18 protein-coding genes are annotated in these 22,179 nt (G+C 71.1%); 13 read left to right on the plus strand and 5 right to left on the minus strand.

Translation table 11 applies throughout. The features are described from left to right. Positions 1–27: 27 nt before the first annotated feature. Positions 28–672 carry a response regulator gene (locus MYF83_RS15220; protein ID WP_308201452.1) on the minus strand — a complete coding sequence of 215 codons (645 nt, stop codon included), beginning with the start codon at positions 670–672 and terminating at the stop codon, positions 28–30. Positions 673–802: 130 nt separating this feature from the next. Here MYF83_RS15220 and MYF83_RS15225 point away from each other — a divergent pair, with 130 nt between their 5' ends. The 3 genes from MYF83_RS15225 (at position 803) to MYF83_RS15235 (ending at position 4,159) form a co-directional block, all read left to right on the plus strand. Continuing rightward, positions 803–1,618 (plus strand): ABC transporter ATP-binding protein, encoded by an 816-nt coding sequence (locus MYF83_RS15225; RefSeq protein ID WP_248960986.1) that lies wholly within the window; start codon positions 803–805, stop codon positions 1,616–1,618. Beyond that, a complete protein-coding gene (locus MYF83_RS15230) occupies positions 1,615–3,315 on the plus strand; it encodes an FtsX-like permease family protein (RefSeq protein ID WP_248960987.1) in 1,701 nt (566 codons plus the stop codon). The genes MYF83_RS15225 and MYF83_RS15230 overlap by 4 nt, the downstream gene beginning before the upstream one ends. Before the next feature lie 214 nt (positions 3,316–3,529). Beyond that, complete coding sequence (locus tag MYF83_RS15235) at positions 3,530–4,159, plus strand: GNAT family N-acetyltransferase (RefSeq protein WP_248960988.1); 630 nt, start codon at positions 3,530–3,532, stop codon at positions 4,157–4,159. 242 nt (positions 4,160–4,401) lie between these two features. Here the strand turns inward: MYF83_RS15235 and MYF83_RS15240 are convergent, their stop codons facing one another. The 4 genes from MYF83_RS15240 to MYF83_RS43755 all read right to left on the minus strand — a co-directional run bounded on the left by MYF83_RS15240 (position 4,402) and on the right by MYF83_RS43755 (position 8,584). After that, complete coding sequence (locus tag MYF83_RS15240; protein WP_248960989.1) at positions 4,402–5,316, minus strand: MvdC/MvdD family ATP grasp protein; 915 nt, start codon at positions 5,314–5,316, stop codon at positions 4,402–4,404. 216 nt (positions 5,317–5,532) lie between these two features. Continuing rightward, positions 5,533–6,129: a DNA glycosylase AlkZ-like family protein gene (locus MYF83_RS15245; protein ID WP_248960990.1), complete on the minus strand. Its 597-nt coding sequence runs from the start codon at positions 6,127–6,129 to the stop codon at positions 5,533–5,535. A 591-nt stretch (positions 6,130–6,720) separates the two neighbouring features. Then, entirely contained in the window at positions 6,721–7,740 is a 1,020-nt protein-coding gene (locus MYF83_RS15250) for an LLM class F420-dependent oxidoreductase (protein WP_248960991.1), read from the minus strand. A 142-nt stretch (positions 7,741–7,882) separates the two neighbouring features. Next, the gene (locus MYF83_RS43755) at positions 7,883–8,584 is read right to left on the minus strand and encodes a FadR/GntR family transcriptional regulator (protein WP_248960992.1); all 702 of its coding nucleotides are present in this window, start codon (positions 8,582–8,584) and stop codon (positions 7,883–7,885) included. 107 nt (positions 8,585–8,691) lie between these two features. On the opposite strand from MYF83_RS43755, the gene MYF83_RS15260 reads away from it, so the two are divergent. The 10 genes from MYF83_RS15260 (at position 8,692) to MYF83_RS15305 (ending at position 22,147) form a co-directional block, all read left to right on the plus strand. Next, entirely contained in the window at positions 8,692–9,468 is a 777-nt protein-coding gene (locus MYF83_RS15260) for a (Fe-S)-binding protein (protein ID WP_248960993.1), read from the plus strand. Positions 9,469–9,520: 52 nt separating this feature from the next. Then, the gene (locus MYF83_RS15265) at positions 9,521–10,939 is read left to right on the plus strand and encodes a lactate utilization protein B (RefSeq protein WP_248960994.1); all 1,419 of its coding nucleotides are present in this window, start codon (positions 9,521–9,523) and stop codon (positions 10,937–10,939) included. Continuing rightward, a complete protein-coding gene (locus MYF83_RS15270) occupies positions 10,936–11,580 on the plus strand; it encodes a LutC/YkgG family protein (protein ID WP_248960995.1) in 645 nt (214 codons plus the stop codon). Before MYF83_RS15265 ends, MYF83_RS15270 begins: the two co-directional genes overlap by 4 nt. A gap of 352 nt (positions 11,581–11,932) precedes the next feature. Further along, entirely contained in the window at positions 11,933–13,042 is a 1,110-nt protein-coding gene (locus tag MYF83_RS15275) for a GNAT family N-acetyltransferase (RefSeq protein WP_248960996.1), read from the plus strand. 211 nt (positions 13,043–13,253) lie between these two features. Further along, positions 13,254–14,297: a sirohydrochlorin chelatase gene (locus tag MYF83_RS15280; protein WP_248960997.1), complete on the plus strand. Its 1,044-nt coding sequence runs from the start codon at positions 13,254–13,256 to the stop codon at positions 14,295–14,297. Positions 14,298–14,299: 2 nt separating this feature from the next. After that, a complete protein-coding gene (gene cobT / locus MYF83_RS15285) occupies positions 14,300–15,430 on the plus strand; it encodes a nicotinate-nucleotide--dimethylbenzimidazole phosphoribosyltransferase (RefSeq protein WP_248960998.1) in 1,131 nt (376 codons plus the stop codon). Positions 15,431–15,607: 177 nt separating this feature from the next. Continuing rightward, on the plus strand, positions 15,608–16,648 hold the full coding sequence (gene speB, locus MYF83_RS15290; RefSeq protein ID WP_248961011.1) for an agmatinase: 1,041 nt from the start codon (positions 15,608–15,610) through the stop codon (positions 16,646–16,648). A 56-nt stretch (positions 16,649–16,704) separates the two neighbouring features. Then, entirely contained in the window at positions 16,705–17,940 is a 1,236-nt protein-coding gene (gene cobA, locus MYF83_RS15295) for a uroporphyrinogen-III C-methyltransferase (RefSeq protein ID WP_248960999.1), read from the plus strand. Continuing rightward, complete coding sequence (locus MYF83_RS43760) at positions 17,937–20,504, plus strand: GTPase (protein ID WP_248961000.1); 2,568 nt, start codon at positions 17,937–17,939, stop codon at positions 20,502–20,504. Before cobA ends, MYF83_RS43760 begins: the two co-directional genes overlap by 4 nt. Then, the gene (locus MYF83_RS15305) at positions 20,501–22,147 is read left to right on the plus strand and encodes a GTP-binding protein (RefSeq protein ID WP_248961001.1); all 1,647 of its coding nucleotides are present in this window, start codon (positions 20,501–20,503) and stop codon (positions 22,145–22,147) included. Before MYF83_RS43760 ends, MYF83_RS15305 begins: the two co-directional genes overlap by 4 nt. The last annotated feature ends 32 nt before the right edge of the window (positions 22,148–22,179 follow it).

Below are 22,179 nucleotides of genomic sequence, written 5' to 3' on the forward strand. Positions count from 1 at the left end.
GCGGCGGTCACGTTGGCGCTGTGCGGGTCAGCGGACGATGCCGGATTCCCATGCCCAGGCGGCGGTCTCCACGCGGTTGCGGGCGCCCAGCTTGGTCTGGATGCTCGCGAGGTGCGTCTTCACCGTGGACAGGGAGATGAACAGCTCCCCGGCGACCTCCTGGTTGGTCCGGCCACGCGCGACCAGGCGTACGACGTCCAGCTCGCGCTGTGTGAGCGGCTCCCGTGGCGGCCGCGCCTGGACGGCGGCCGGCCTGGCCAGGTGGGACAGCAGCCGCACCGTGACCGACGGCGAGACCAGGGCGTCCCCGTTGGCGGCGGCGCGCACGGCCTCGATGAGCAGCGTGGGACCGCTGTCCTTGAGCAGGAACCCGCAGGCGCCCGCGCGCAGCGCGCCGTAGACGTACTCGTCCAGGTCGAAGGTCGTGACGATCACCACGCGCAGCGGGTCGGGCACGCCGGGACCGGCCAGGATCCTCGTGACCTCCAGCCCGTCGAGCCGGGGCATCCGGATGTCCAGCAGGCAGACGTCCGGCCGGAGGTGGCGTGCCTGCTCCACGGCGGCCGCGCCGTCGGCCACGGCCGCGACCACCTCGATATCGGGCTGCGCGTTGAGGATCATCTGGAATCCAGTGCGCACGAGCTCCTGATCATCCGCGATGAGTACCCTCACCCGACCGATTCTGCCAGCAAGCGGACGCTCGTCCCGCCGGGAAGATCAGACTTTCGGCCGATGGGTCCGGCGTGCGGATCGGGCGGTCGGCCGATCCGCCGCACCCGGGCTCGGGGCGAGGCTTCTCACCATGTCGCAAATCGTTCTCGAAGGACGGGACCTGAAGAAGAGCTTCGGGCCGACCGTCGCCCTCGCCGGCGTGGACTTCGTGGTCCATCGCGGCGAGGCCGTCGCCATCATGGGGCCGAGCGGCTCCGGCAAGTCGACCTTGCTGCACTGCCTGGCAGGGATCATGAGACCGGACTCCGGCGAGGTCCACCTGCTCGGGCAGCGCATCGACACGCTCGGCGAGCGCAAGCGCAGCGCGCTGCGGCGCACCCGCTTCGGGTTCGTCTTCCAGTTCGGCCAGCTCCTGCCCGAGCTGCCCGCCGACGAGAACGTCGCCCTGCCGCTCATGCTCGGCGACGTCCCGCGCGCCCAGGCCGTACAGCAGGCCAGGTCCTGGTTCGGGCCGCTCGGGCTCGCGGGCATGGAGGGAAGGCGGCCGGGCGAGCTGTCGGGGGGACAGGCACAGCGGGTCGCGATCGCCCGGGCGCTGGCCACCCGGCCCGCGGTGGTGTTCGCCGACGAGCCCACCGGTGCCCTGGACCAGGCCACCGGGCACGACACGATGCGCCTGCTGGTCGATGCGACCAGGCGGAACGATGCCTCCCTGGTCGTCGTGACCCATGATCCCGAGGTGGCCCGCTGGTGCGACCGCGTGGTCGAGGTCCGCGACGGCCGCATCCTGACCGGTCCTCCGCACACCGGCTACGTGACCCCGGCCGGCTTGCCCAACGCCGGGTACGCGACCACGGTCGCCCCGTCCTACACCGGGCACGTGCCGGCGCCGCAGGTACCTCAGGAATCCCCGCGGGGATGGCGGCCCGAGGCGGGCGAGCGATGAGCAACCTGCTGCGACTCACCTGGCGGCTGCTGAAGGGCGGAGGACGCCAGGGCCTGCTCGGGTCGTCCCTGACCATCGTCGCGGTCGCCGTCTCGACCGCGTTGCTGCTGTTCGCCGTGGCGGTCAACTTCGCCTTCGCCGGCCGGGCCGATCGCGGAGCCTGGCGCCACCCCGTGCCGGCCAAGGGCGAGGCCCGCGCGGTCGAGGCGCTCCACATCGACTTCCTCGGCGACCGGCCGATCACCGTGGTGGACGTCGCGGTGCTCGAACCGGGCGTCGCGCCTCCCCGGGGACTGTCCCGGCTGCCCATGCCCGGCGAGGTGGCGATATCGCCCGCGCTCGCCGGCGAGCCCGCCCTGCGCGGCCGGTACCCGGGGAAGATCGTGGGGACGATCGGCGACGAGGGGCTCGTCCATCCCGGTGAGCTGGTCGCCGTCGTGGGACACGCACCCGGCGACGCGGCGGTGAGCGCGAAGTGGAAGGGCGACTACCGGCTCGGCCAGTCGGCGACGAAGGTGGCCGACTTCACCGGCGCCCCATCGTCGGACGCCGTGGCGTACCGCTTCCTCGCGATCATCGCGAGCGTGTTCATGGTCGTGCCGCTGCTCGTTTTCGGGGGCGCGGCGGCACGGCTCACGGTCGCCCGGCGCGACCGGCGCCTGGCTTCGCTGCGCCTCGTCGGCGCGACCCCCGGCCAGGTGGTCGCGATGACCGTCGCGGAGGCGGTGATCACCGCGTTCGCCGGAGCGGTGCTCGGGCTGGCGCTGTACGCGGTGGCGATCCCGCCGCTCACCCAGGTGGAGATCACCGGAGGCACGTGGTTCACGTCCGACATGTGGCCGGGGGTGCTTCCCATAGCCGCCGTGCTGCTCGCGGTGCCGTTGCTCGTCGGCCTGTCGGCGGTGGTCGGCCTGCGCCGGGTCGTGGTCAGTCCCCTGGGCGTGGCCAGGCGCGAGACACCTCCCGGGATGCGCTTCATCCGGGTGGTCGTCCTCTTGGCGATCCTCGCCGTGGTGCCGGCCATGGGCATGGGGGTGAGCGTGGGAGTGGTCGCGGTGGTGCTCGGGTCGGCGTTCCTGGCCCTGAACCTCGTCGGACCCTGGGTGGTCGGCGTGATCGGCCGCGTCACCGCCCGTACCGCGCGGGGGCCCGCCCGCCTGCTGGCCGGACGGCGTCTCGTCGACGACCCTCGGTCCGCCTGGCGCACGGTCAGCGGGGTGGCGCTCACCGGGTTCGTCGCGGGGTTCATCGGCCTGCTCACCCCGCCCACAGACCTCGACGTCGGCAGCGACAAGGCGACGGCCTGGCTCCTGCAGGACATCCGGACCGGCACGGTCGTCGTGCTGGCGGTCTCCTTCCTGGTCGCCATCGTCAGCTCGGGCATCACCGCCGCCTCCTCGGTCCTGGACCGGCGGCAGACCTACGCGCTGCTCCGCCTGGCGGGCACCGACCTTGCGGTGCTGGACAAGGCCAGGCGCCTGGAGACGCTCATCCCGCTGGTCGTCATGGGCGGTGGGTCGATCGCGACCGGCATGTTCTGCGCGGCCCCGTTCGCCAGGCTCGGCGTGAGCGCGGCCGGAGCGCTCACGCTCCTGATCTGCGTCGCCGCCGGCTTCGCCGGAGTGATCGCCGCCGGCGCCCTCAGCCGCCCCCTCCTCCGCTCCGTCACCACCGACCCGGCCCCCCGCCCCGACTAGCCAGAAAGGGGAGGACCTGGGTCGAGGGCAAGCTCACCGCCCGTGACCATGCGCTGGGATAGCATGGGCACCGAGCGGTGATCGGTGCACCTCCAAGCTGACAACTGGAGCTTCCCATCAGAGTGACCATCCCATTCCTCACCCTGACCGCGCCCTGATCACCAACCGCGCGGCTGACATTGATCGCGCGGCTGACATTGATAGCGTTCCGCCCATGATTCAGGGCGACCAGGGCGAGGGAATCGCGCGGACGGCGGCGGAGGTCGAGGCGTTTCTGTCCGGCAGCCCGGAGGACTCTTCCCGGGTGACCTTGCGGCCGCTCACCGGTGACGACCAGGACGAGTTCATCGAGCTCACCCGTGCCAGCGCGGACCTGCACCACCCGTGGATGTCCCTGCCCACCACGCCGCAGGAGTTCCACACCTTCCTTGGGCGATTCGACCACGTCACGGCTCAGGGCCTGCTGATCTGCGTACGTGACACCGGAGTCGTCGCGGGCATGGTCAACATCAACAGCATCATTCGCGGGCGCTATCAGAACGCATCCCTGGCCTATGCCGCCTTCGCCCCCAGCACGGGCCAGGGCTACATGTCCGAAGGCCTCGGCCTGGTGGTGCGCTATGCGTTCGAGCAGTTGCGGCTCCATAGGCTGGACGCCCAGATCCAGCCCGGCAACCACGCCTCCCTGAAACTGGTCCAACGCCTCGGCTTCCGCTATGAGGGTTACTCGCCCGGCCTGCTGTTCATCGACGGCACCTGGGAAGACCACGAACGGTGGGCCCTCATCAACACCATGATCAGCGACGGCCCCTGGCCCCCCCACCCGACCCTGCCCACCCGCTGAACCGCCCCGGCCCCAACGGCGTACGGCCGTGCTGAGCTGTGCGATAGGTGGAAAACGGCTCATGATCGCAAGGCCTGTGCCGGGTCTTGTTCTCGGCCGGCTGGTCCAGGACACCACTTCGGTCCCAATGGATCACTGGCCGGGCGTGGTGAGGTAGGCCCATACTCTGTGGCCGCCCGCAGGGGTGCCCTGGTAACCGACGCGGCCGGCTCAATTTTCGCCCGGCCGATAATGGAAAGGGCCTACGTCTGTTCCGGTGACGGGAGGGCGAGGAGGAGGTCGCAGAGGGACTCGGTGATGGGCATGCCGGTGATCTCCTCGATGAGCAGGAAGCCCCCTTCCGGGTTCATCTCCAGGAACACGTAGCGGCCTTCCGGCGTCAGCGTCAGGTCGATCGTGCCGAACGACAACCCGAGGGTGCGCATGAGGCCGAGGCAGCGCCCGCTCACGTCGTCGGGCAGGCTGTGCGGCCGCAGCCGCCGTACGCTCTTGGGCGAGTGGATCTCGGCGGCGAACACCCGGGCACCGGTGACGATCACCCGCAGGGCCAGCCTGCGCAGCACATGCGCCTGCGCGACCAGCGGGAAAGGACCGGTGCCCTTCGGGTCGCTGAGGGTGGTGACCTCCTCCGGCGGAGTGCGCTCGGTGATGGCCCAGGGCCGGTTCAGCACGCGGGTGACGATCTGGCCCTGGTGGGCGAGGTAGAAGTCCAGCAACTCGTCATGGTCGGTGCTGATCAGCGTGGACGGCAGCTCGAAGCCCAGGCGTCCGGCGACGGAGAGCTGGTACAGCTTGCGCTGCGCGCGCTGGATCACGGCCCGCGACGCCGGTACGGCGGGGCAGTCCAGCGTGTCCCACACGTCGGAGGCGAACCCGTTCTGCTGAACGGTGCCGTCACCGGCGGGCTCGCCGAGCGGGGGACCGGGGCGGCGGAACCAGACCGACGTGAGCCGGTCCAGGTCCACGCGCCGCTCGTCCGTCACGAGCGTGCGCCTGGCCGACCCCGACGGGTCCAGGGTGACCGAGAGCCGGGCGGCGCCGGGGAACCACCCGGGGTCGAGGACCAGCGTGTCGGCTCCGCGTCCGGTCAGGGCGCGGGCGACGTGCCGCGCCTGGGTGTCGCCGTCCTCGGTGAGGACGAGCACCGTACTGCTCATTGTTGCTGGTCTCCACTCGTGCGGGTCGCGGTGGCCTCCGCCGCGCCCGGCGTCGCGGCGTCGCCGATCCTTTCGACGGTTCCACGATGCCGTGGAGCACTTGATCGCAGCTTGTCTGCGGGTTCGCTGACTTGTGGATGGCTTGGAACCCCGTCCGGCGACGGCGTTCGGGGGTCAGGGAGCGGATGGCTTGGATCCTCGCCCGGCGTTCGGGGGTCAGGGACTGGAGAGCTCTATGTCCGGTCCGGTGGCGTCCGGGACGACGAACGCGTGCAGCCGCTCGGCCTCCTCCAGCACGGCCGCGGTGTCCACTGCGGACGGGGGCCGGAACGGGGAGATCTCGTCGCGCAGGATGCGTAGCCGCGGGCGAAGGGTGTCGATGACCGTACGCAGCCGGGTGAGCCCGGACCATGCCTGGATGTCCATGACGCCGGCCGGGCCGAAGGCCGCCAGGTACCGGTGGATCATCAGTTCGATCGGCGGAGACGCCGGGATGGGGCCGCCGATCCACGCTTCGGCCAGGGTGACCGAGATCCCGGCCGGGCTGCCCCAGCCACCCCAGGCGCCGACGGATGGGGCATGGACCACCGGCAGTACTCCGCGCTCGTTCAGCAGGGACGTCAGGTCCTCATGGCGGAAACCCGCCGACCGGGTCCAGAGTCCGACATAGGGCCAGTTGGGCTCCTGCCCCTGCATGGCGACCAGGTGCCGCACCACCTCGAGCGCGGACCGGGAGGTACGCGTGATCAGCGGCTGACGCTCCAGCAGTGTCCGGTTGAGCACGCGCCGCGAGACGACGGGTACGGCGGTCATCGGCACAGATCTCCTGAATCCACGAGTCACGAGTTCAACGGGGGTTGCCCGACGTACGGTGGCGCCGAGCACCGCCGTACCCCTCCTCGCCACCGCGGCGCCCGATTCACGAGCACCACACGGGCTGATCTCGGTGCTCATGGTCGTCCTTCGGCTGTGGCGGTCCACCCGCGTGTTTCCGGCCGCGTCCTGCTGCGGTGCCTTCGACGCTAGGCCGGGTAGCGGCCACTTTCTGGCCTGAATGGAGATCGAGAGATATCATGTACAACCTGTAGGAATAGTTGTAAATATCCCCTCGAGTGTCTACCGTTGGACGGGTGGACCGCAGCGCTTCCTGATCCGCGTCGGCACGTCGGCCTGCGTCAGGGGCGTTCGCATGAGACTCGGGTACGGCGAAGAGCGGGGCGCGCTCGAGAGAATGGCCGCCGTGCCCGTGCGGCACCGGCGAGGGAGGGCGTATCCGGGGCTGGGCGCCCTCCCTCGCCGGTGCCTCCCGAGCCTCGCGCACGCCCTCGCCCGGTCGCCTCACGGGTCGAACGGTCCGCCGGCCGGTGCCGTCACCGGGTCAGATCTTCTGGCCGAGAAGGCCGATCAGCCCAGCACCAGGTCGCGGATGGTGCGGAGGCTGGGTTCGTCGCGGGGGCCCATGACCAGGAGGTTGGTCACGGGGCTGTTCCGCCACAGTTCGAGGCGCTCGCGGATGCGGCCGGCCGGGCCGACCAGGGAGATGCCGTCCGCCAGCTCGTCGGGGATCGCGTGGAAGGCCTCGTCCTTGCGCCCCGCCAGGTACAGCTCCTGGATCTTGTGCGCGGCGTCGGCGAAGCCCATGCGGCCGACGATGTCGGAGTGGAAGTTCCGGCTCTTGGCGCCCATGCCGCCGATGTAGAGCGTGAGCATCATCTTCACGCCGTCCAGCGCCGCCTGGACGTCGTCGGTGATCATGACCAGGACCATCGCCGCGATGTCGAAACCAGGTTCGGCCCCGGCCAGCGCCTCGCCGTACATGGTCTGGAGCTTCTCGGGGAAGACGAACAGCGGCAGCCAGCCATCGGTGATCTCGGCGGCCAGGGCGACGTTCTTCGGCCCCTCGGCGCCGAGGTAGATCGGGATCTCCGGCCGCAGCGGGTGTGTGATCAGCTTGAGCGGCTTGCCGAGTTCGGTGCCGCCGGGATAGGGCATCGGGTAGTGCGGGCCGTCGTTGGTGACCGGTTCCTCGCGGCGCCACACCTTGCGCATGATGTCGACGTACTCGCGGGTGCGGGCGAGCGGCTTGGGGAACGGCCGGCCGTACCACCCTTCGACGACCTGCGGCCCGGACGCTCCGATGCCGAGCAGCAGCCGTCCGCCGGTGAGGTGGTCGAGCGTCATCGCCGTCATGGCGGTGGTGACCGGGGTGCGCGCCGAGATCTGCGCGACGCTGGTGCCCAGTTTGATCCTGCTGGTCCGCGCGCCGTACCACGCCAGCGGGGTGAAGGCGTCCGATCCGTACGCCTCGGCCGTCCACACCGAGTCGTAGCCGAGCCGCTCGGCCGTCTGGACCACCTCGGTCGCGTCGTCGGCGTTCCGCTGCCAGTAGCCGACGTTCAGTCCGAGCTTCAGATCACCGCTCATGTCCACACCTTCCGGGGGTACGGCTCGCGCCCGTAATTAGAACACGTTCTACCCACTCCGGTCGAGAGCCCCTCACCCTGAGAGCCGCCCGGCGTGGGAGCCGCACTTGCGGCGAGGGACCAAGCGGGGTCCTGCCGATGCTCTAGAAGAGCTCGGGGTAGGCGTGGGCCAGGTGGGTGGTCACGGCGTCGACCGCGCCGGCCGCGTCGCCCGCGGCGATGGCGTCGTGGATGCGGCGGTGGTCCTCCCGCAGCACGCGCGTGTCGCCGAGACGCTCGACGGCCTCGATGGCGTATCTGCGCATCGCCCCGCGCAGGGCGCGCATCACCGCCGCGACGAGCCGGTTGCCCGATGCCTCCGCGATCGCCACGTGGAAGGCGATGTCGTGCTCGACGAAGTCCTCGGCGGTCTGCGCCGATTCCATGGCCCGTACCGCCTCTGCCATCGCATCGGCATCCGAGCCGGCGGCCCCGGTCGCCGCGTGCGCCGCCTGCTCGGCGGACCAGCGTTCGATCATCAGGCGGGTGTCGATGACCTCGCGCAGCGACAGGCTGGACAGGCCGAGGCTGAGGCGGAGCAGGTCGGTCAGCGCGCTGTCCGGGCGGGAGGTGAGCACCGCTCCGGCGTCCGGGCCACGCCCGACCTGCGATGACACGACCCCGAGCGTCTCGAGGACGCGGATCGCCTCGCGTACCGAGGACCGGCTGACCTGGAGTTGCTCGGCCAGCTGCCGCTCGCCGGGGAGGCGGTCTCCCACCTTGAGCCCGTCGTCGGTGATGCGCCGTTCGATCTGGAAGAGCACCTCCTCGAACGCGCGCGTGCGCCGCGTCCTGTCTCCTGTCACGTGACCCTCCTTCCTGCCTGGAGTATGGTCTGACCATACTTGGTCCGCACCACCGCGTACGGCGGGTGCGGCTCCGGGTAGCCCGGGCACCTCGAGGAAGGGTCGCGATGCGGGTCGCTCTGTTCATCACGTGTGTCAACGACACGCTCTTCCCGGACACGGGCAAGGCGGTCGTGACGTTGCTGCGCCGCCTCGGCTGCGAGGTGGAGTTCCCGACGGCCCAGACCTGCTGCGGCCAGATGCACGTCAACACCGGCTACCGGGACGAGGGGGTGCGCCTGGCGCGGCACTTCCTGGACGTCTTCGGCGGATACGACGCCGTGGTGGCCCCGTCCGGATCGTGTGCCGCGATGGTGCGCGAGCAGTACCCGAAGCTGGCGGCCGGCATGGGGGCGACGCGGGCGGGCGCCTTCGCGAGCGTCCACCAGGGGCGTTCTCCGTTCGCCCAGGAGGTGGCGGAGGTGACGCCGAAGGTGTACGACCTCTCGGAGTTCCTGGTGGACGTGCTCGGCGTCACCGACGTAGGCGCATATTTCCCACACCGGGTTACATATCACCCCACCTGTCACTCGCTCCGTGGGCTCAAGGTAGGGGACCGCCCGGTCACGCTCCTGCGGAACGTGCGCGGCCTGGAACTCGTCCCCCTCCCCGCCGCGGACGAGTGCTGCGGGTTCGGCGGCACCTTCGCGGTGAAGAACGCGGGGGTCTCCGCGGCCATGTGCGCGGACAAGGTCGCCAACGTCATGACCACCGGTGCCGAGGTGCTCTGCGCGGCCGACAACTCCTGCCTGATGCACATCGGCGGCACGCTGAGCCGCCAGCGCGCGGGGGTCCGGGTCATGCACCTCGCCGAGATCCTCGCCCGCACGGAGGCGGCCCGGTGACCCGGGCACCTCGGCCGCCGATGGCACCCCCGGCCTGCGAAGGAGCGGCACGATGAGCGGATCCGGCACCTTCCTTGGCATGCCCTCGTTCCCCGAGAACGCGGAGAAGGCCCTCCAGGACTCCCAGCTCCGGTTCAACCTGCGCAAGGCCACCCACACGATCCGCGGCAAGCGGGCGGCCGTCGTCGAGGAACTGCCCGACTGGCAGGAACTGCGCGCGGCGGGCAAGGCCATCAAGGACGACGCGCTGCGCAACCTCGACCGTTACCTGCTCCAGGCGGAGGAGGCGATCACCAAGGCGGGCGGCCACGTCCACTGGGCGTCGGACGCCGCCGAGGCGAACGAGATCGTCACCGGCCTGATCAGGGCCACGGGCGAGACCCGGGTCATGAAGGTCAAGTCGATGGCGACCCAGGAGATCGGCCTCAACGAGGCGCTGGAGCGCGAGGGCATCACCGCCTACGAGACCGACCTCGCCGAGCTGATCGTGCAGCTCGGCGATGACTGGCCGTCGCACATCCTGGTGCCGGCCATCCACCGCAACCGCTCGGAGATCCGCGAGATCTTCACCGAGCACATGGCGGAGTGGGGCCGTCCCGCGCCGGAGGGCCTGAGCGACGATCCGAGGACCCTGGCGGACGCCGCGCGGCTGCACCTGCGCGAGCGCTTCCTGTCCACCAAGGTCGGCGTCTCCGGGGCCAACTTCCTGATCGCGGAGACCGGCACGCTGGTGGTGCTGGAGTCGGAGGGCAACGGCCGGATGTGCCTCACCCTGCCGGAGACGCTGATCAGCGTCGTCGGCATCGAGAAGGTGCTGCCCACCTGGCGCGACCTGGAGGTGTTCCTGCAGCTCCTGCCGAGGAGCTCCACCGGGGAGCGCATGAACCCCTACACCTCCATGTGGACCGGCGCCACCGAGGGCCAGGAGTTCCACCTGGTGCTCCTCGACAACGGCCGGACCAAGGTGCTGGCCGACGAGATCGGGCGCCAGGCGCTTCGCTGTATCCGCTGCTCTGCGTGCCTCAACGTCTGCCCGGTGTACGAGCGCGTGGGCGGTCACGCGTACGGATCGGTCTATCCCGGGCCGATCGGGGCAATCCTCACCCCGCAGCTGCGCGGCATGGCCTCCGAGCTGGACGCCTCGCTGCCGTACGCCTCCAGCTTGTGCGGCGCGTGCTACGACGTGTGCCCGGTGGCCATCGACATCCCGGAGGTGCTGGTCCACCTGCGTTCCAAGGCCCCGCACGCCCCGGCGGAGCGGCTCGGGCTGACGGCCGCGGGATGGGTGCTCGACAAGCCGGTACGGCTGGAACGCGCTCAGCGCCTGGCCACGCGATTCCGCGGGCTGGTGCCGAAGAGGCGCCTGCCCGGCCCCGGCGCGGCCTGGACCGCGACGCGGGACGTCCCGGCGGTTCCGGAGGAGTCGTTCCGCGACTGGTGGCAGCGCACCGAGGAAGGCGGCGGCCGATGAGCTCGCGAGACCTGATCCTGGCGAGGATCCGATCGGCCGTGGCCGGGGCCCCGCAGACAGACGTGGAGGAGGCCCGGGGATACCGGACCTCGCCGGCCCCGGGCGAGGAGTCCGGACGCGTCGAGCTGTTCGCGGAGCGGGTCCGCGACTACCGGGCGATCGTCCACGTCGTGCCCGAGGAGGAGGTGGCGGACACCGTCGCGCGGGCGCTCTCCGGCCGGAACGCCGGCCGGCTGGTGATCCCGGACGGGCTGCCCGAGGAATGGCTGGGCGCCGTGCCGGCCACCCTGGAGCGGCTGCGCGACGATCCGCCGCTGGCCGCCGCCGACCTGGACGCCGCGGACGGCGTGATCACCGGCTGCGCGGCCGGGATCGCCGAGACCGGGACGATCGTCCTTTCCGCCGGCCCCGGCCAGGGGCGCAGGGCGCTCACGCTGGTGCCCGACTACCACCTGTGCGTCGTGCGCGCGGACCAGGTCGTGCCCGGCGTGCCCGAGGCGATCTCCCGCCTGGATCCGGTGCGGCCGCTGACGTGGATCAGCGGTCCGTCGGCGACGAGCGACATCGAACTGAACCGCGTCGAGGGCGTGCACGGCCCCCGCACGCTGGAGGTCGTCATCGCCATCTCCGGCCCGCGCTGACAGCGGCGGCCCTCCCTGCTCGTCATCGTCGCCGTCGGGCTCGCCGCCACACAGCTCTCCGGCGCGGTCCCGCGGCTGCCCGACGGCACCTACGGGGTGGTGGCGAGCGTGCTTCTGTGGCTCCTGCTCATGTACGCCTTCTATGCGGCGATGTACGCGGCGATCGCCTCGCTGGTGTCCCGTCAGGATTGAGGTCTTCTGAGACGGATGTGGCGTGAGTTCTGTGACGATGTGATCTGAGGCGATCGGGCCCTGGTGAATCGGCGAGCCGCGCCGGTTCGTCAGGGCCTGCCAAGTTGCGGATACCCCCCGATGTGCGATGAGCTGATGTGTCCGCACAAGGGGGATGGAATTGACCGGGTTTGACCAGCACCTGACGATCACCACCAAACGGCTGCTCCTACGGCCCTTCGGCCCGCGAGACGCCGACCGGGTGCGCGCGATCATCGAGTCGGGGGCGCAGTTCCTCCCGCCCGGCGTGCCCGGCCACGCGTCCGGCGTGCCGCAGTGGCTGTCCTACGGCGTGCACGAGCTGTGGCGGTCCGGCCAGGGCATCCACCTCGCCATGGTCGCCGAGGGCGCCATCGTCGGGGCCATCAGCCTGTTCAAGACCGTCTGGGGCGCCGCGACCGCCGAGATCGGCTACGGCGTCCATCCCGCCCACCGCGGCCGCGGCTACGCCCCCGAAGCCGTCAGCGGCCTGACCGAGTGGATGCTCACCAAGGGCGGCCTGCGCCGTGTCGAGCTGCGCGCCAACCTGGACAACACCGCCTCCCTGCGCGTCGCGGAGAAGGCGGGCTTCACCCGCGAGGGTGTGCTGCGCGGCGCGGGTTTCGAGGAGGACGGGCCGCACGACCTGGTCGTCTTCGGGTTGCTCTCCCGCGACCTCGCCATGGGGCCGCCCACGATGAACGGCCGCGGCTTCGGCACCGGAGTGCGCCTGGAGAGCGAGCGGCTCATCCTCCGCCCCTTCACCGGCACCGACACCAAGGACGTCTACGAGGCGGTGAACCGCGACCCGGAGATCCTCCGCTGGATGCCCTGGGCCGAGGGGTACGACATGCAGCGGGCGTACGAGTGGTGCACCAAGTTCGCCCACGCCGACTCGGTGAACGGCGTGCAGTTCGCCATCGAGCCCAAGGCCGGAGGCCGCCTGGCCGGATCAGCCGGAGTCCAGCGGGCCGACTGGGAGCGCGGCGACGTCGAGGTCGGCTACTGGATCTCGCCGTGGGCCCGGCGCAGGGGTTTCGCCTCAGAGGCGACGCGCGCCGTCAGCACGTTCCTCATGATGCGGGGCTTCCACCGCATCACGCTGCTGGCCGCCGTGGGCAACGTCGCCAGCCAGGCCGTGGCGAGGAAGGCGGGCTTCACCGAGGAGGGCATCCTGCGGCGGGCACTGCCGATCTCCGGCGGCATCTCGGACGCCGTGCTGTTCAGCCTGCTCAAGGGCGAGACCGTCTGATGCCCGCGCTCACGCGAGGCGGCCGGAGGTAGCACCGCGGCGGCGTCCCGGGGTACGTAAGGCCCACGGGCGGGATGACCATGAACGAGGACCGTGAACGGACGGTCTGCATTCGACCAAATGGTGCGCAAAGGCATGTCCAAGGATTGACAGATTCGGATATCCTCGCGACCCGACCACATATCCGCAGGTCAAAGTATCGGAGATCCATATGAAGCCGCCGCTCTTGCTCATAGGGCACGGCGCCCACGATGACACGGGCGCGGCAGAGTTCGGCCGTTTCGTCCACCGGCTTCGGTGCCGTCTCGACCAGGTGGCGGCGGATGTGTCGGGCGGATTCATCGCCAAGGGACGTCCGGCGCTCAGCGACTCCGTCGCCTCGCTCGTCGCCCGTGGGCATCACCGCCTGGTGGCCGTGCCGCTCGCGCTCGGCGACAGTCACGACGTCCCCGCGGTGATCGCGCGGGCACAGGTCGTCCACCCCACCCTCACCTGCGACCTCGGACGGACGCTCGGCGCCGCGCCCCAGGTGCTGGCGCTCATGGCCGAGCGGCTGGCCGACGCGCTCGCCGAGATGCCGCGCCTCGCGGCGGTCTCCATGACCGACGAGCACGGCGACCCGCCATGGGAGCCGATCACGCCCGCGGAGACCGCCGTGGTGCTCGTGGGCCACGGTTCGGCCGACACGGCCGCCAACGCCGAGGTCCACCGCGTGTCCCGGCTGTTCTGGGAGACGCACGCGCCCGAGCTGCTGACCGTCGAGACCGCCTACGTCTCCGACGCGCCGCCGAGCGTCGCCCAGGGCATCGAGCGCTGCCGGCGCCTGGGCGCCAAGCGGGTCGTCGTGCTTCCCTACCTGCTGTTCGCCGGGGGCGTGCTCGAGCGCATCTGGGCCGAGGCCCTGGCCTACGCCGCCGGGCACATCGACCTCGACGTGCGCTGCGCCGAGGTGATCGGCGACTGCGAAGGGCTCGCCGACCTGATCATCGACCGGTACGAGGACATCCTCAGGGCCGCCGAGCTGTGGCCCGCCCACGACGACGATCGCGTCCTCGGCGCGGCGGAGCCGCCCGTCCTGGACGAGTCCGGCGAGGAGCTCCTCGAAGCCACGGAAGAGCCGCTGTCGCTGGAGGAGCTTGAGTCCCTGCAGGCCGCGGAGGCGATCGAGGGAGCCGGGGACAGGGTGCTGCGGAGCGGCCCCGCCGTGCGGAGGCTGCCCCGCGAGGAGCCCACCATGGTGGAAGGGCTGGTCTGACCATGGGCGGCGCATCTCTGGAGCAGACCCTGGCGGCGATCCGGCCCGCCGACCGGGTGGCGATGGAAGAGGCGCGGGCACACCAGGACCGTTTGACCAAGCCCCGCGGCGCGCTCGGCGTGCTGGAGGAGGTCGCGGTACGGCTCGCCGGCGTCGCCGGTGCCTGCCCGCCGCCGGCCCCCGCGCCCGCCGCCCTGGCGATCTTCGCCGCCGACCACGGCGTGCACGCCCAGGGGGTCACTCCGTGGCCGCAAGAGGTCACCACCCAGATGGTGGCGAACTTCCTCGCCGGCGGCGCCGTGGCGAACGCCTTCGCCGCGCAGGCCGGCACGTCGGTGACCGTCGTCGACATCGGTGTCGCCGCCGACCTTGCCGAGGCGCCCGGCCTGGTCTCCCGCAAGATCGCGTACGGCACGGCCGACCTGTCGCGTGGCCCGGCGATGACCCGCGCCCAGGCGGTGGCCGCACTCGAAGCGGGCATCTCCATCGCGCGGGAGCTGATCGACGCCGGGGCGGCCTGCCTGATCACCGGGGACATGGGCATCGCCAACACGACCGCGTCCGCCGCCCTCATCTGCGCCTTCACCGGCGAGGACGCCGCGCTCACCACAGGCAGGGGCACGGGCGTCGACACCGCCACCCTCGACCACAAGATCGCGATAGTCCGCCGCGGCCTGGACGTCAACGGCATCTCCGCCGCCGGCGTCGTCCAGGGGGACGGCGCCGCGTCCGGTGCCGTGGAGGACGCGATCAGGAAGCTGGCGGCGGTCGGCGGCCTCGAGCACGCGGCCCTGGCCGGGTTCGTCCTCGGCGCCGCAGCGGCACGCGTCCCGGTCATCCTGGACGGGGTCATCGCGGGCTCGGCCGCTCTCGTCGCCGCCGCTCTGGCTCCGGGCGTCGTCGACTACTGCGTCGCCGGCCACCGCTCCGCCGAGCCGGGGCACGCCATCGCGCTCGGCCATCTCGGCCTGCGCGCGCTGGTCGACCTGGAACTGCGCCTCGGCGAGGGCACGGGCGCCCTGCTGGCGTACCCGCTGGTGAGCGCGGCCGTGCGCGTCATGCACGAGGTGGCCACCTTCGACTCGGCCGGCGTCACCGACAAGGACGCCACCACCTCCGGCACGGAGATCTAGCGCGACGCCCGCCGCCGCCTCGCCACCTGCCCCCGGCGGGGGCTGTTCTCCCGTCGCCGTCATGGTCTTCATCCGGCGCGCCGGTGCGGTGTGAGGTGGTACGGCCGTTCAGCAGGCGGTTTGCGCAAATGCGGTTAAATGGTGACATTCTGCTGTAAAGCATGATTGGTGAGCACGATGCGCTACGGCCCGATGTTCGGACCCGACATCACCTTCCTCGGCGTGGAACGCTGTGACCTGAGCGATCCATCCAGCTTCGCGGGAGCGGACGTCGTGATCGTCGGGGCTCCGTTCGACGGCGGCACGAGCAACCGTCCCGGCGCGCGCTTCGGACCGATGGCCCTGCGGCAGGCCTGCTACCTGCCCCACGACGGATCCCGCCCCAGCCTCGCGCTTCGCGTCGACCCCCTCCAGGATCTGAAGGTCCTGGACGCCGGTGACGTCGAGTGCTACTCGGGCGACATCGAGACCTCGATCGGCAACATCGAGGAGGCCGTTCACACGATCTCGGCATCCGGGGCGATCCCGCTGATCCTCGGGGGCGACCACACCATCGCCCTGCCCGACGCGCGCGGGGTCGCCCGCCACCACGGCTTCGGCCGGGTGTCCATGATCCACTTCGACGCCCACGCCGACACCGGGAACATCGAGTTCGGGCACCTGTACGGGCACGGCCAGCCGATGCGGCGGCTTATCGAGTCCCAGGCGATCCGGGGGGACAGGTTCCTGCAGATCGGGCTGCGGGGGTACTGGCCGGGGCCCGAGACGTTGAGCTGGATGGCGCGGCAGGACATGCGCTCGTACGAGATGACCGAGATCGTGGAACGCGGGCTCACCGAGTGCCTGACCGAGGCGTTCGCCATCGCCACCGATGAGTGCGACGGCGTGTTCCTCTCGGTGGACATCGACGTGTGCGACCCCGGCCACGCACCCGGCACCGGAACCCCCGAGCCCGGCGGCCTGTCCGCGCGGCAGCTCCTCGACGCGGTCCGGCGCATCTGCTACGAGCTGCCGGTGGTGGGCGTGGAGGTGGTCGAGGTGTCCCCGCCGTACGACCACGCGGAGATCACCGCCTACCTCGGGAACCGGGTCGTCCTGGAGGCCCTGTCGGCCATCGCGCGCAGGCGCGAGACGGCCTCGGGGGGCGAGCCGTGGGATCCGCGCAGGCCGCTCCTGGAAGGCAGGCAAGCCGTGCCCCCGACCGCACAGGGCCTGTAGGTTTACTCCACGGACAACGGGTTTTCACCTCTTCCCGGGAAAGGGAACACCGTCCAATGTCGTCGCCCTACCTGCTCGGTCTGCGTCTCAACGGGAGGCGCGTGCTCGTCGTCGGCGGCGGGCGCGTGGCGCAGCGCAGGGTGCCCACTCTGCTCCAGGCGGGTGCCTCGGTCACCCTGGTGTCCCCGAGCGTGACTCCGGCGCTCGATGACCTCATCGCCGACGGCCTCATCGCCTGGGAGCGCCGGTCCTATCAGGTCGGCGACTGCGACGGAGCCTGGCTCGTGCAGGCGTGCACCGACAACCGGTCCGTCAACGCCGCCGTCGCCGCCGAGGCGGAAGCCAAGCACATCTGGTGCGTGCGCGCCGACGACCGTGACGCCTCCGCCGCCTGGACCCCCGCGAGCGGGCGCGTCGACGAGATCAGCGTGGCCGTCACCGCGGGCGGCGACCCCCGGCGCGCGGCCGGGATCAGGGACGCCGTGGTCGACGCCCTGCGCGACGGCACCGTCGACGCGCGGCGCAACCGCACCAAGCCCGTCGGCGTCGCGCTCGTCGGCGGCGGCCCGGGAGACCCCGGGCTGATCACCGTGCGCGGGCGCCAGCTGCTGGCCCAGGCAGACGTGGTCATCGCCGACCGTCTCGCGCCCCGGGCCCTGCTGGACGAGCTCGCGCCGGACGTGGAGCTGATCGACGCGGCCAAGATCCCCTACGGGCGGTACCTGGCCCAGGAGAAGATCAACGAGCTGCTGGTCGAGCACGCGAGACAGGGCCGGTTCGTCGTGCGGCTGAAGGGCGGCGACCCGTTCGTCTTCGGGCGAGGCGGTGAGGAGGCCCTGGCCTGTGCGCGGGCGGGCATCCCCGTCATCGTGGTGCCCGGCGTCACGAGCGCGGTGGCAGCTCCCGCCGCCGCCGGTGTGCCCGTGACCCACCGTGGAGTGAGCCAGGAGTTTCACGTCATCTCCGTCCATGTGGCGCCGGACGATCCGAAATCAACTGTTGACTGGGCGGGACTGGCGAGATCAACCGGAACCCTGGTACTTCTGATGGCTGTTGAACGAATAGCCACGATCGCAGACACACTTATACGAGATGGACGTTCGCCGGAAACCCCCGTGATGGTGGTACAGGACGGTACTCTTCCGACCCAGCGAGCTCTTTATGCCAGCCTCTCCACGGTGGCGGAGCGAGTGATCGCCGCTGGGACGCGGCCGCCGGCGATCGTGGTCGTCGGTGACGTCGTCAGGGTCGGCCAGGAGATCGAGATGGTTCGAGCGGAGCGGGTCCCGTGAAGTCGGCTGCGAAGAAGACCGAGTGCGCCGATGGGCACACCGAGCAGTCAGGTGACGCGGTGATCGAGGGGAAGGATTCCCCCGAGACCCCGGAGGAGCAGACGATAACGTTCCAGGCGATCCGGGCAGGCGATGAGGATCCGGATACCGCCACGTCCACCGACCGTACGCCGCGGACCGGCACACCGACGGACGACGACCCGACCGTGGGGGACGACACGACGGCGGACGACGGCGCTGGGCCGGAAGACGGTACGTCGCCCGGCCCCGAGGACGTCGAACCGGCAGGCCGCGAGACCGCTGACGCGAGCACCGGCGACGCTGAAGTCGGCGACGCCGCGGGCGATACCGCAGGGGACGGCACCGAGCCGGTTGACGTCGAGACCGGTGAAGACCAGGCCGAAGGCGCGCCATCGGATCACGGCCGGACCGGCGCTTCCCCGGCCGACACGCCGGCAGCCCGCGAAGAGGACGGCGGCGTGGACGACGTCGCTACCGATCAGGACGGCGGCGTGGACGACGTCGTTTCCGATCAGGACCGCGGCGCGAATGACCCCGTCTCGGATCAGCACGATGGTGACGCCGATGACGCCGTCTCCAGCCACGATGACACTCCCGAGGACGCCGTCTCCGGCGACGACGACGCGTCCGAGGACGCCGTCTCCAATCACGACGGCGCGCCTCGAGACACCGCTTCCGGTGCGGGCGAGCATGAGGATGAGGACCCCGTTCCCCACGAAGCCGAGGGCAGCCTCTTCCAGCCGGCGCGTTCGCAACCGCCTTCCCAGCCCGAGCGGCCCTCCCAGCCCCAACTGCCCTCCCACCCCCAGTGGCCTTCCGAGTCGCAGTCGCAGCCGTTCCAGCGTGTGCGCGAGGTGCCGCTGCCCAAGCCGGTCTCGCGGGTGCTGACGGCGGCGCTCTCCGGGTTACGCGACAGCGTCACCGGGGTCCGGCTCGGCCTGGAGGTCCCCGGGGTCGAGGAGGCGCGCAAGGCGCAGGCCGAGATCTTGGCCCAGATCGGGGACTACGTCATCCCTCGCGTGCACATGAGCACCGCGCCGGCGCTCATCGCCGTCGTGGGCTCCACCGGGGCCGGCAAATCCACCCTGGTGAACACTCTGGCCGCCGCGAAGGTCAGCGCGACGGGGGTACGCCGCCCCACCACCGGCACGCCGGTCCTGGTCTGCCACTCCGACGACCATGAGTGGTTCGCGAAGGGTGACGTGCTCGGCGGCCTGATACGCGTCGACCGGCCCGTACGGGACAAGTCCCTCGACAGCCTCGTCCTCGCCACCAGCGAGCGGCTGCCCCAAGGGCTGGCGCTGCTGGACACCCCCGACATCGACTCGGTGGAGGAGACCCACCACGAGGTGGCCCAGCGGATGCTCGACGCCGCCGACCTGTGGGTCTTCGTCACGACGGCGACCCGTTACGCCGACGCGCCCGTGTGGAACCTGTTACGCCTGGCCAAGGAACGCGGAGCCCGCCTGGCGATCGTGCTGTCGCGCGTGCCGTCCAAGTCCCGCGATGTGATCGACAAGCACTTCTCCCGGATGCTCCAGGAATACGGCCTCGGCGACATCGAGCGCTTCGTCGTCAACGAGGCGACGGTCACCGGCGGGCGCCTGCCCGAGGAGGAGGTCGCCGAGCTGCGCATGTGGCTGACCGAGCTGTCGGTCGACGACCAGCGCCGCTCGCAGGCCGTCCAGGCCACGCTCGACGGCGTCCTGAACAGCTTCCGCAACCGCATCCCCGCGCTGGCCCGGCACATGGAGGCCCAGGTCGCCTTCCGGGCGGAGCTGCGGACCGACGTGGACGCCGCTTACATGGGGGCGCTCGCCGAGATCGATGACTCGTTCGGCAACGGCTCGTTGCTGCGCGGGGAGGTTCTCGCCCGCTGGCAGGACTTCGCGGGCTCCGGCGACCTGATGAAGACCCTGCACCTGCGCCGCCCGGGCCGTCTGGCCACGAAGAACGGCCAGCAGACCCCCGCGCGCTTGCACGCTTTCAGGGCCGCGCTCCGCGCCGGGCTCGAATCGATGATCGTCTCCGCGGGGCAGCGGGCCGCCGAGGAGGTCGTCGCCAGGTGGCGGCAGCGTGACGGCGCCGGTGACCGACTCGCGGCGACGCCGGGGCTCGGCCGTCCCTCCGACGAGTTCGCGCGCCGGGTCGGCCGCACCATCGGGGCCTGGCAGGAGCACGTCGTCGGGCTGATCCGCTCCGGTGGGGTCACCAAGCGTTCGGTCGCCAAGGTGCTGTCCTTCGACGAGGAGGCGCTGTCGCTGGTCTTCACGATGGGGCTGCTCGGCTACGGGAACTCCGACGTCGCGGCCTCCTCGGGGACCGGCACGTTGCCCGAGCGGCTGCTGCGCGGGGTGCTCGGCGCGGAGGCGTTGCGTAGCATCGGGACCAAGGCCCGCAGTGACCTGCGGGCGCGCATCAGCGTGCTTTTCGACGAGGAGACGTTCAGATACGTGCAGGTGCTCGACGAGGCGGGAATCCCCGACGAGGCCGCGGCCAAGCGGCTCTACCAGGCAACGTACAACCTTGAGGTCGCCCGATGAGTGTCAGTATGCGTGCCGGGACGACCGATACGCGCAACGATCTGGGCTTCCGGCTCTCGGCCCTGGCCAAGGTCGTGGAGCTCGGCCCCGGCAGGGTCGACCCCGCGCTGATCGCCGAGGCCGGGCAGCTCCTGCTCCGTGCGGGTGACCGTCTCAAGCTCTCCGGCGACCACACCGTGGTGGCACTCGCCGGGGGCACGGGCAGCGGCAAGTCGTCCCTGTTCAACCGGATCTCCGGGCTGGAGCTGTCGCCGACGGGCGTACGCCGCCCGACGACCGCGCGCACGCACGCGTGCGTCTGGGGTCTGGAAGGCGCGGGGCCGCTGCTCGACTGGCTGCAGGTCCAGTGGCGTCACCGGTTCGCCCGTGCCAGCGCCCTGGACAAGGGGGAGAGCCAGCTCCACGGCCTGATCCTGCTGGATCTGCCCGACCACGACTCCATCCGGGCCCTCACCGACCACGAGGCCGACCGCCTCATCCAGGTCGTCGACCTGATCGTGTGGGTGCTCGACCCGCAGAAGTACGCCGACGCCGCCACGCACACCAAGTACGTCGCCGAGCTGGCCGGGCACGAGGCGGTCACCGTGTTCGCGCTCAACCAGGCCGACCGGCTGGCTCCCGAGGAGCTCGCCGAGTGCGTCGTCGACCTGTCCGACCTGCTGAAGCGCGAAGGCGTGCAGCATCCGCGCATCGTCCCCACCTCGGCGACCACGGGCCGCGGCGTGAACAGTTTGAAGAGCGTGCTCGCGGAGTCCGTCGCCAGTCGCCGGGCGGCCGTGCAACGCCTGGAAGCCGACCTCGACCGGATCATGGCCAAGCTCGCCAAGGTCATGCCCGCGCCCGAGGCCATGGCCGTGCAGCCCACCGTCGACCTCGCCAGGCAGGAAGGGCTCACCGACTCGCTCTGCGACGCGGTGGGAGTTCCCGCCGTCGGCGAGGCCATGGAGAACGTCTACGGCGTGCGCTCCATCGACTGGGTCGGCTGGCCGTACGCCCGCTGGGCCTCGCGGCTGCGTCCCGACCCGCTGAACAGCCTCCGGCTCGGCAACCTGCGCGACGAGATCAAGGCGGTGACCGCGGCCTCGGTCAGCGCGCAGCCCGCCGAGGTGGAGAACGCCGTGCAGGGGCTTGCCGACGGCCTCAGCTCCGGCATGCCCGAGGCATGGCGCAACGGCGTCAGGGACGCGGCTCGTTCACAGCTCGGCAGGCTGCCGGGGATCCTCTCCGACGAGCTGGCGGAGATCGCTCCGCGTCTCGACCGGGTGCCCAGGTGGTGGTGGCTGCTGAAGATCTGGCAGTACCTGCTGGTCGTGTTGTTCGTCGCCGGGATCGGCTGGGCCGGCGCGATCCTGATGTACGGGGTGTTCAAGATCGGGCACGCGCCCGCCGAGCTGCTGGGAGATGTCTCCACGCTGCCCTGGCTAGGGTTGATGATCGTCAGCGTGCTCGGGCTGGGTGTGCTGTCGGCCATCGCCAGCCGCAACTTCGTGGTCCTGGGCGCGGGGAACGAGCGCGAGCAACTCGAACGGGAGATGCGCCGGCGCATCTCGGCCGTGTCCAAGGACATGGTGGTGAAGCCGGTGGAGCAAGAGCTCAGACGCTACAACGACTTCTTCGCCGCCCTAACCACCGGCCGCCACTAACCCCGAACCCCCAACCCCGAACCCCCAACCCC

It is taken from the genome of Sphaerisporangium perillae, assembly GCF_023276435.1.
Lineage (GTDB): Bacteria > Actinomycetota > Actinomycetes > Streptosporangiales > Streptosporangiaceae > Sphaerisporangium > Sphaerisporangium perillae.

Bases quoted from the DNA above. Each gene is read 5' to 3' on its own strand.
- MYF83_RS15225 (WP_248960986.1), top strand. From the start codon at position 803: ATGTCGCAAATCGTTCTCGAAGGACGGGACCTGAAGAAGAGCTTCGGG.
- MYF83_RS15230 (WP_248960987.1), top strand. From the start codon at position 1,615: ATGAGCAACCTGCTGCGACTCACCTGGCGGCTGCTGAAGGGCGGAGGA.
- MYF83_RS15235 (WP_248960988.1), top strand. From the start codon at position 3,530: ATGATTCAGGGCGACCAGGGCGAGGGAATCGCGCGGACGGCGGCGGAG.
- MYF83_RS15240 (WP_248960989.1), bottom strand. From the start codon at position 5,316: ATGAGCAGTACGGTGCTCGTCCTCACCGAGGACGGCGACACCCAGGCG.
- MYF83_RS15245 (WP_248960990.1), bottom strand. From the start codon at position 6,129: ATGACCGCCGTACCCGTCGTCTCGCGGCGCGTGCTCAACCGGACACTG.
- MYF83_RS15250 (WP_248960991.1), bottom strand. From the start codon at position 7,740: ATGAGCGGTGATCTGAAGCTCGGACTGAACGTCGGCTACTGGCAGCGG.
- MYF83_RS15260 (WP_248960993.1), top strand. From the start codon at position 8,692: ATGCGGGTCGCTCTGTTCATCACGTGTGTCAACGACACGCTCTTCCCG.
- MYF83_RS15265 (WP_248960994.1), top strand. From the start codon at position 9,521: ATGAGCGGATCCGGCACCTTCCTTGGCATGCCCTCGTTCCCCGAGAAC.
- MYF83_RS15270 (WP_248960995.1), top strand. From the start codon at position 10,936: ATGAGCTCGCGAGACCTGATCCTGGCGAGGATCCGATCGGCCGTGGCC.
- MYF83_RS15280 (WP_248960997.1), top strand. From the start codon at position 13,254: ATGAAGCCGCCGCTCTTGCTCATAGGGCACGGCGCCCACGATGACACG.
- cobT (WP_248960998.1), top strand. From the start codon at position 14,300: ATGGGCGGCGCATCTCTGGAGCAGACCCTGGCGGCGATCCGGCCCGCC.
- speB (WP_248961011.1), top strand. From the start codon at position 15,608: ATGCGCTACGGCCCGATGTTCGGACCCGACATCACCTTCCTCGGCGTG.
- cobA (WP_248960999.1), top strand. From the start codon at position 16,705: ATGTCGTCGCCCTACCTGCTCGGTCTGCGTCTCAACGGGAGGCGCGTG.
- MYF83_RS15305 (WP_248961001.1), top strand. From the start codon at position 20,501: ATGAGTGTCAGTATGCGTGCCGGGACGACCGATACGCGCAACGATCTG.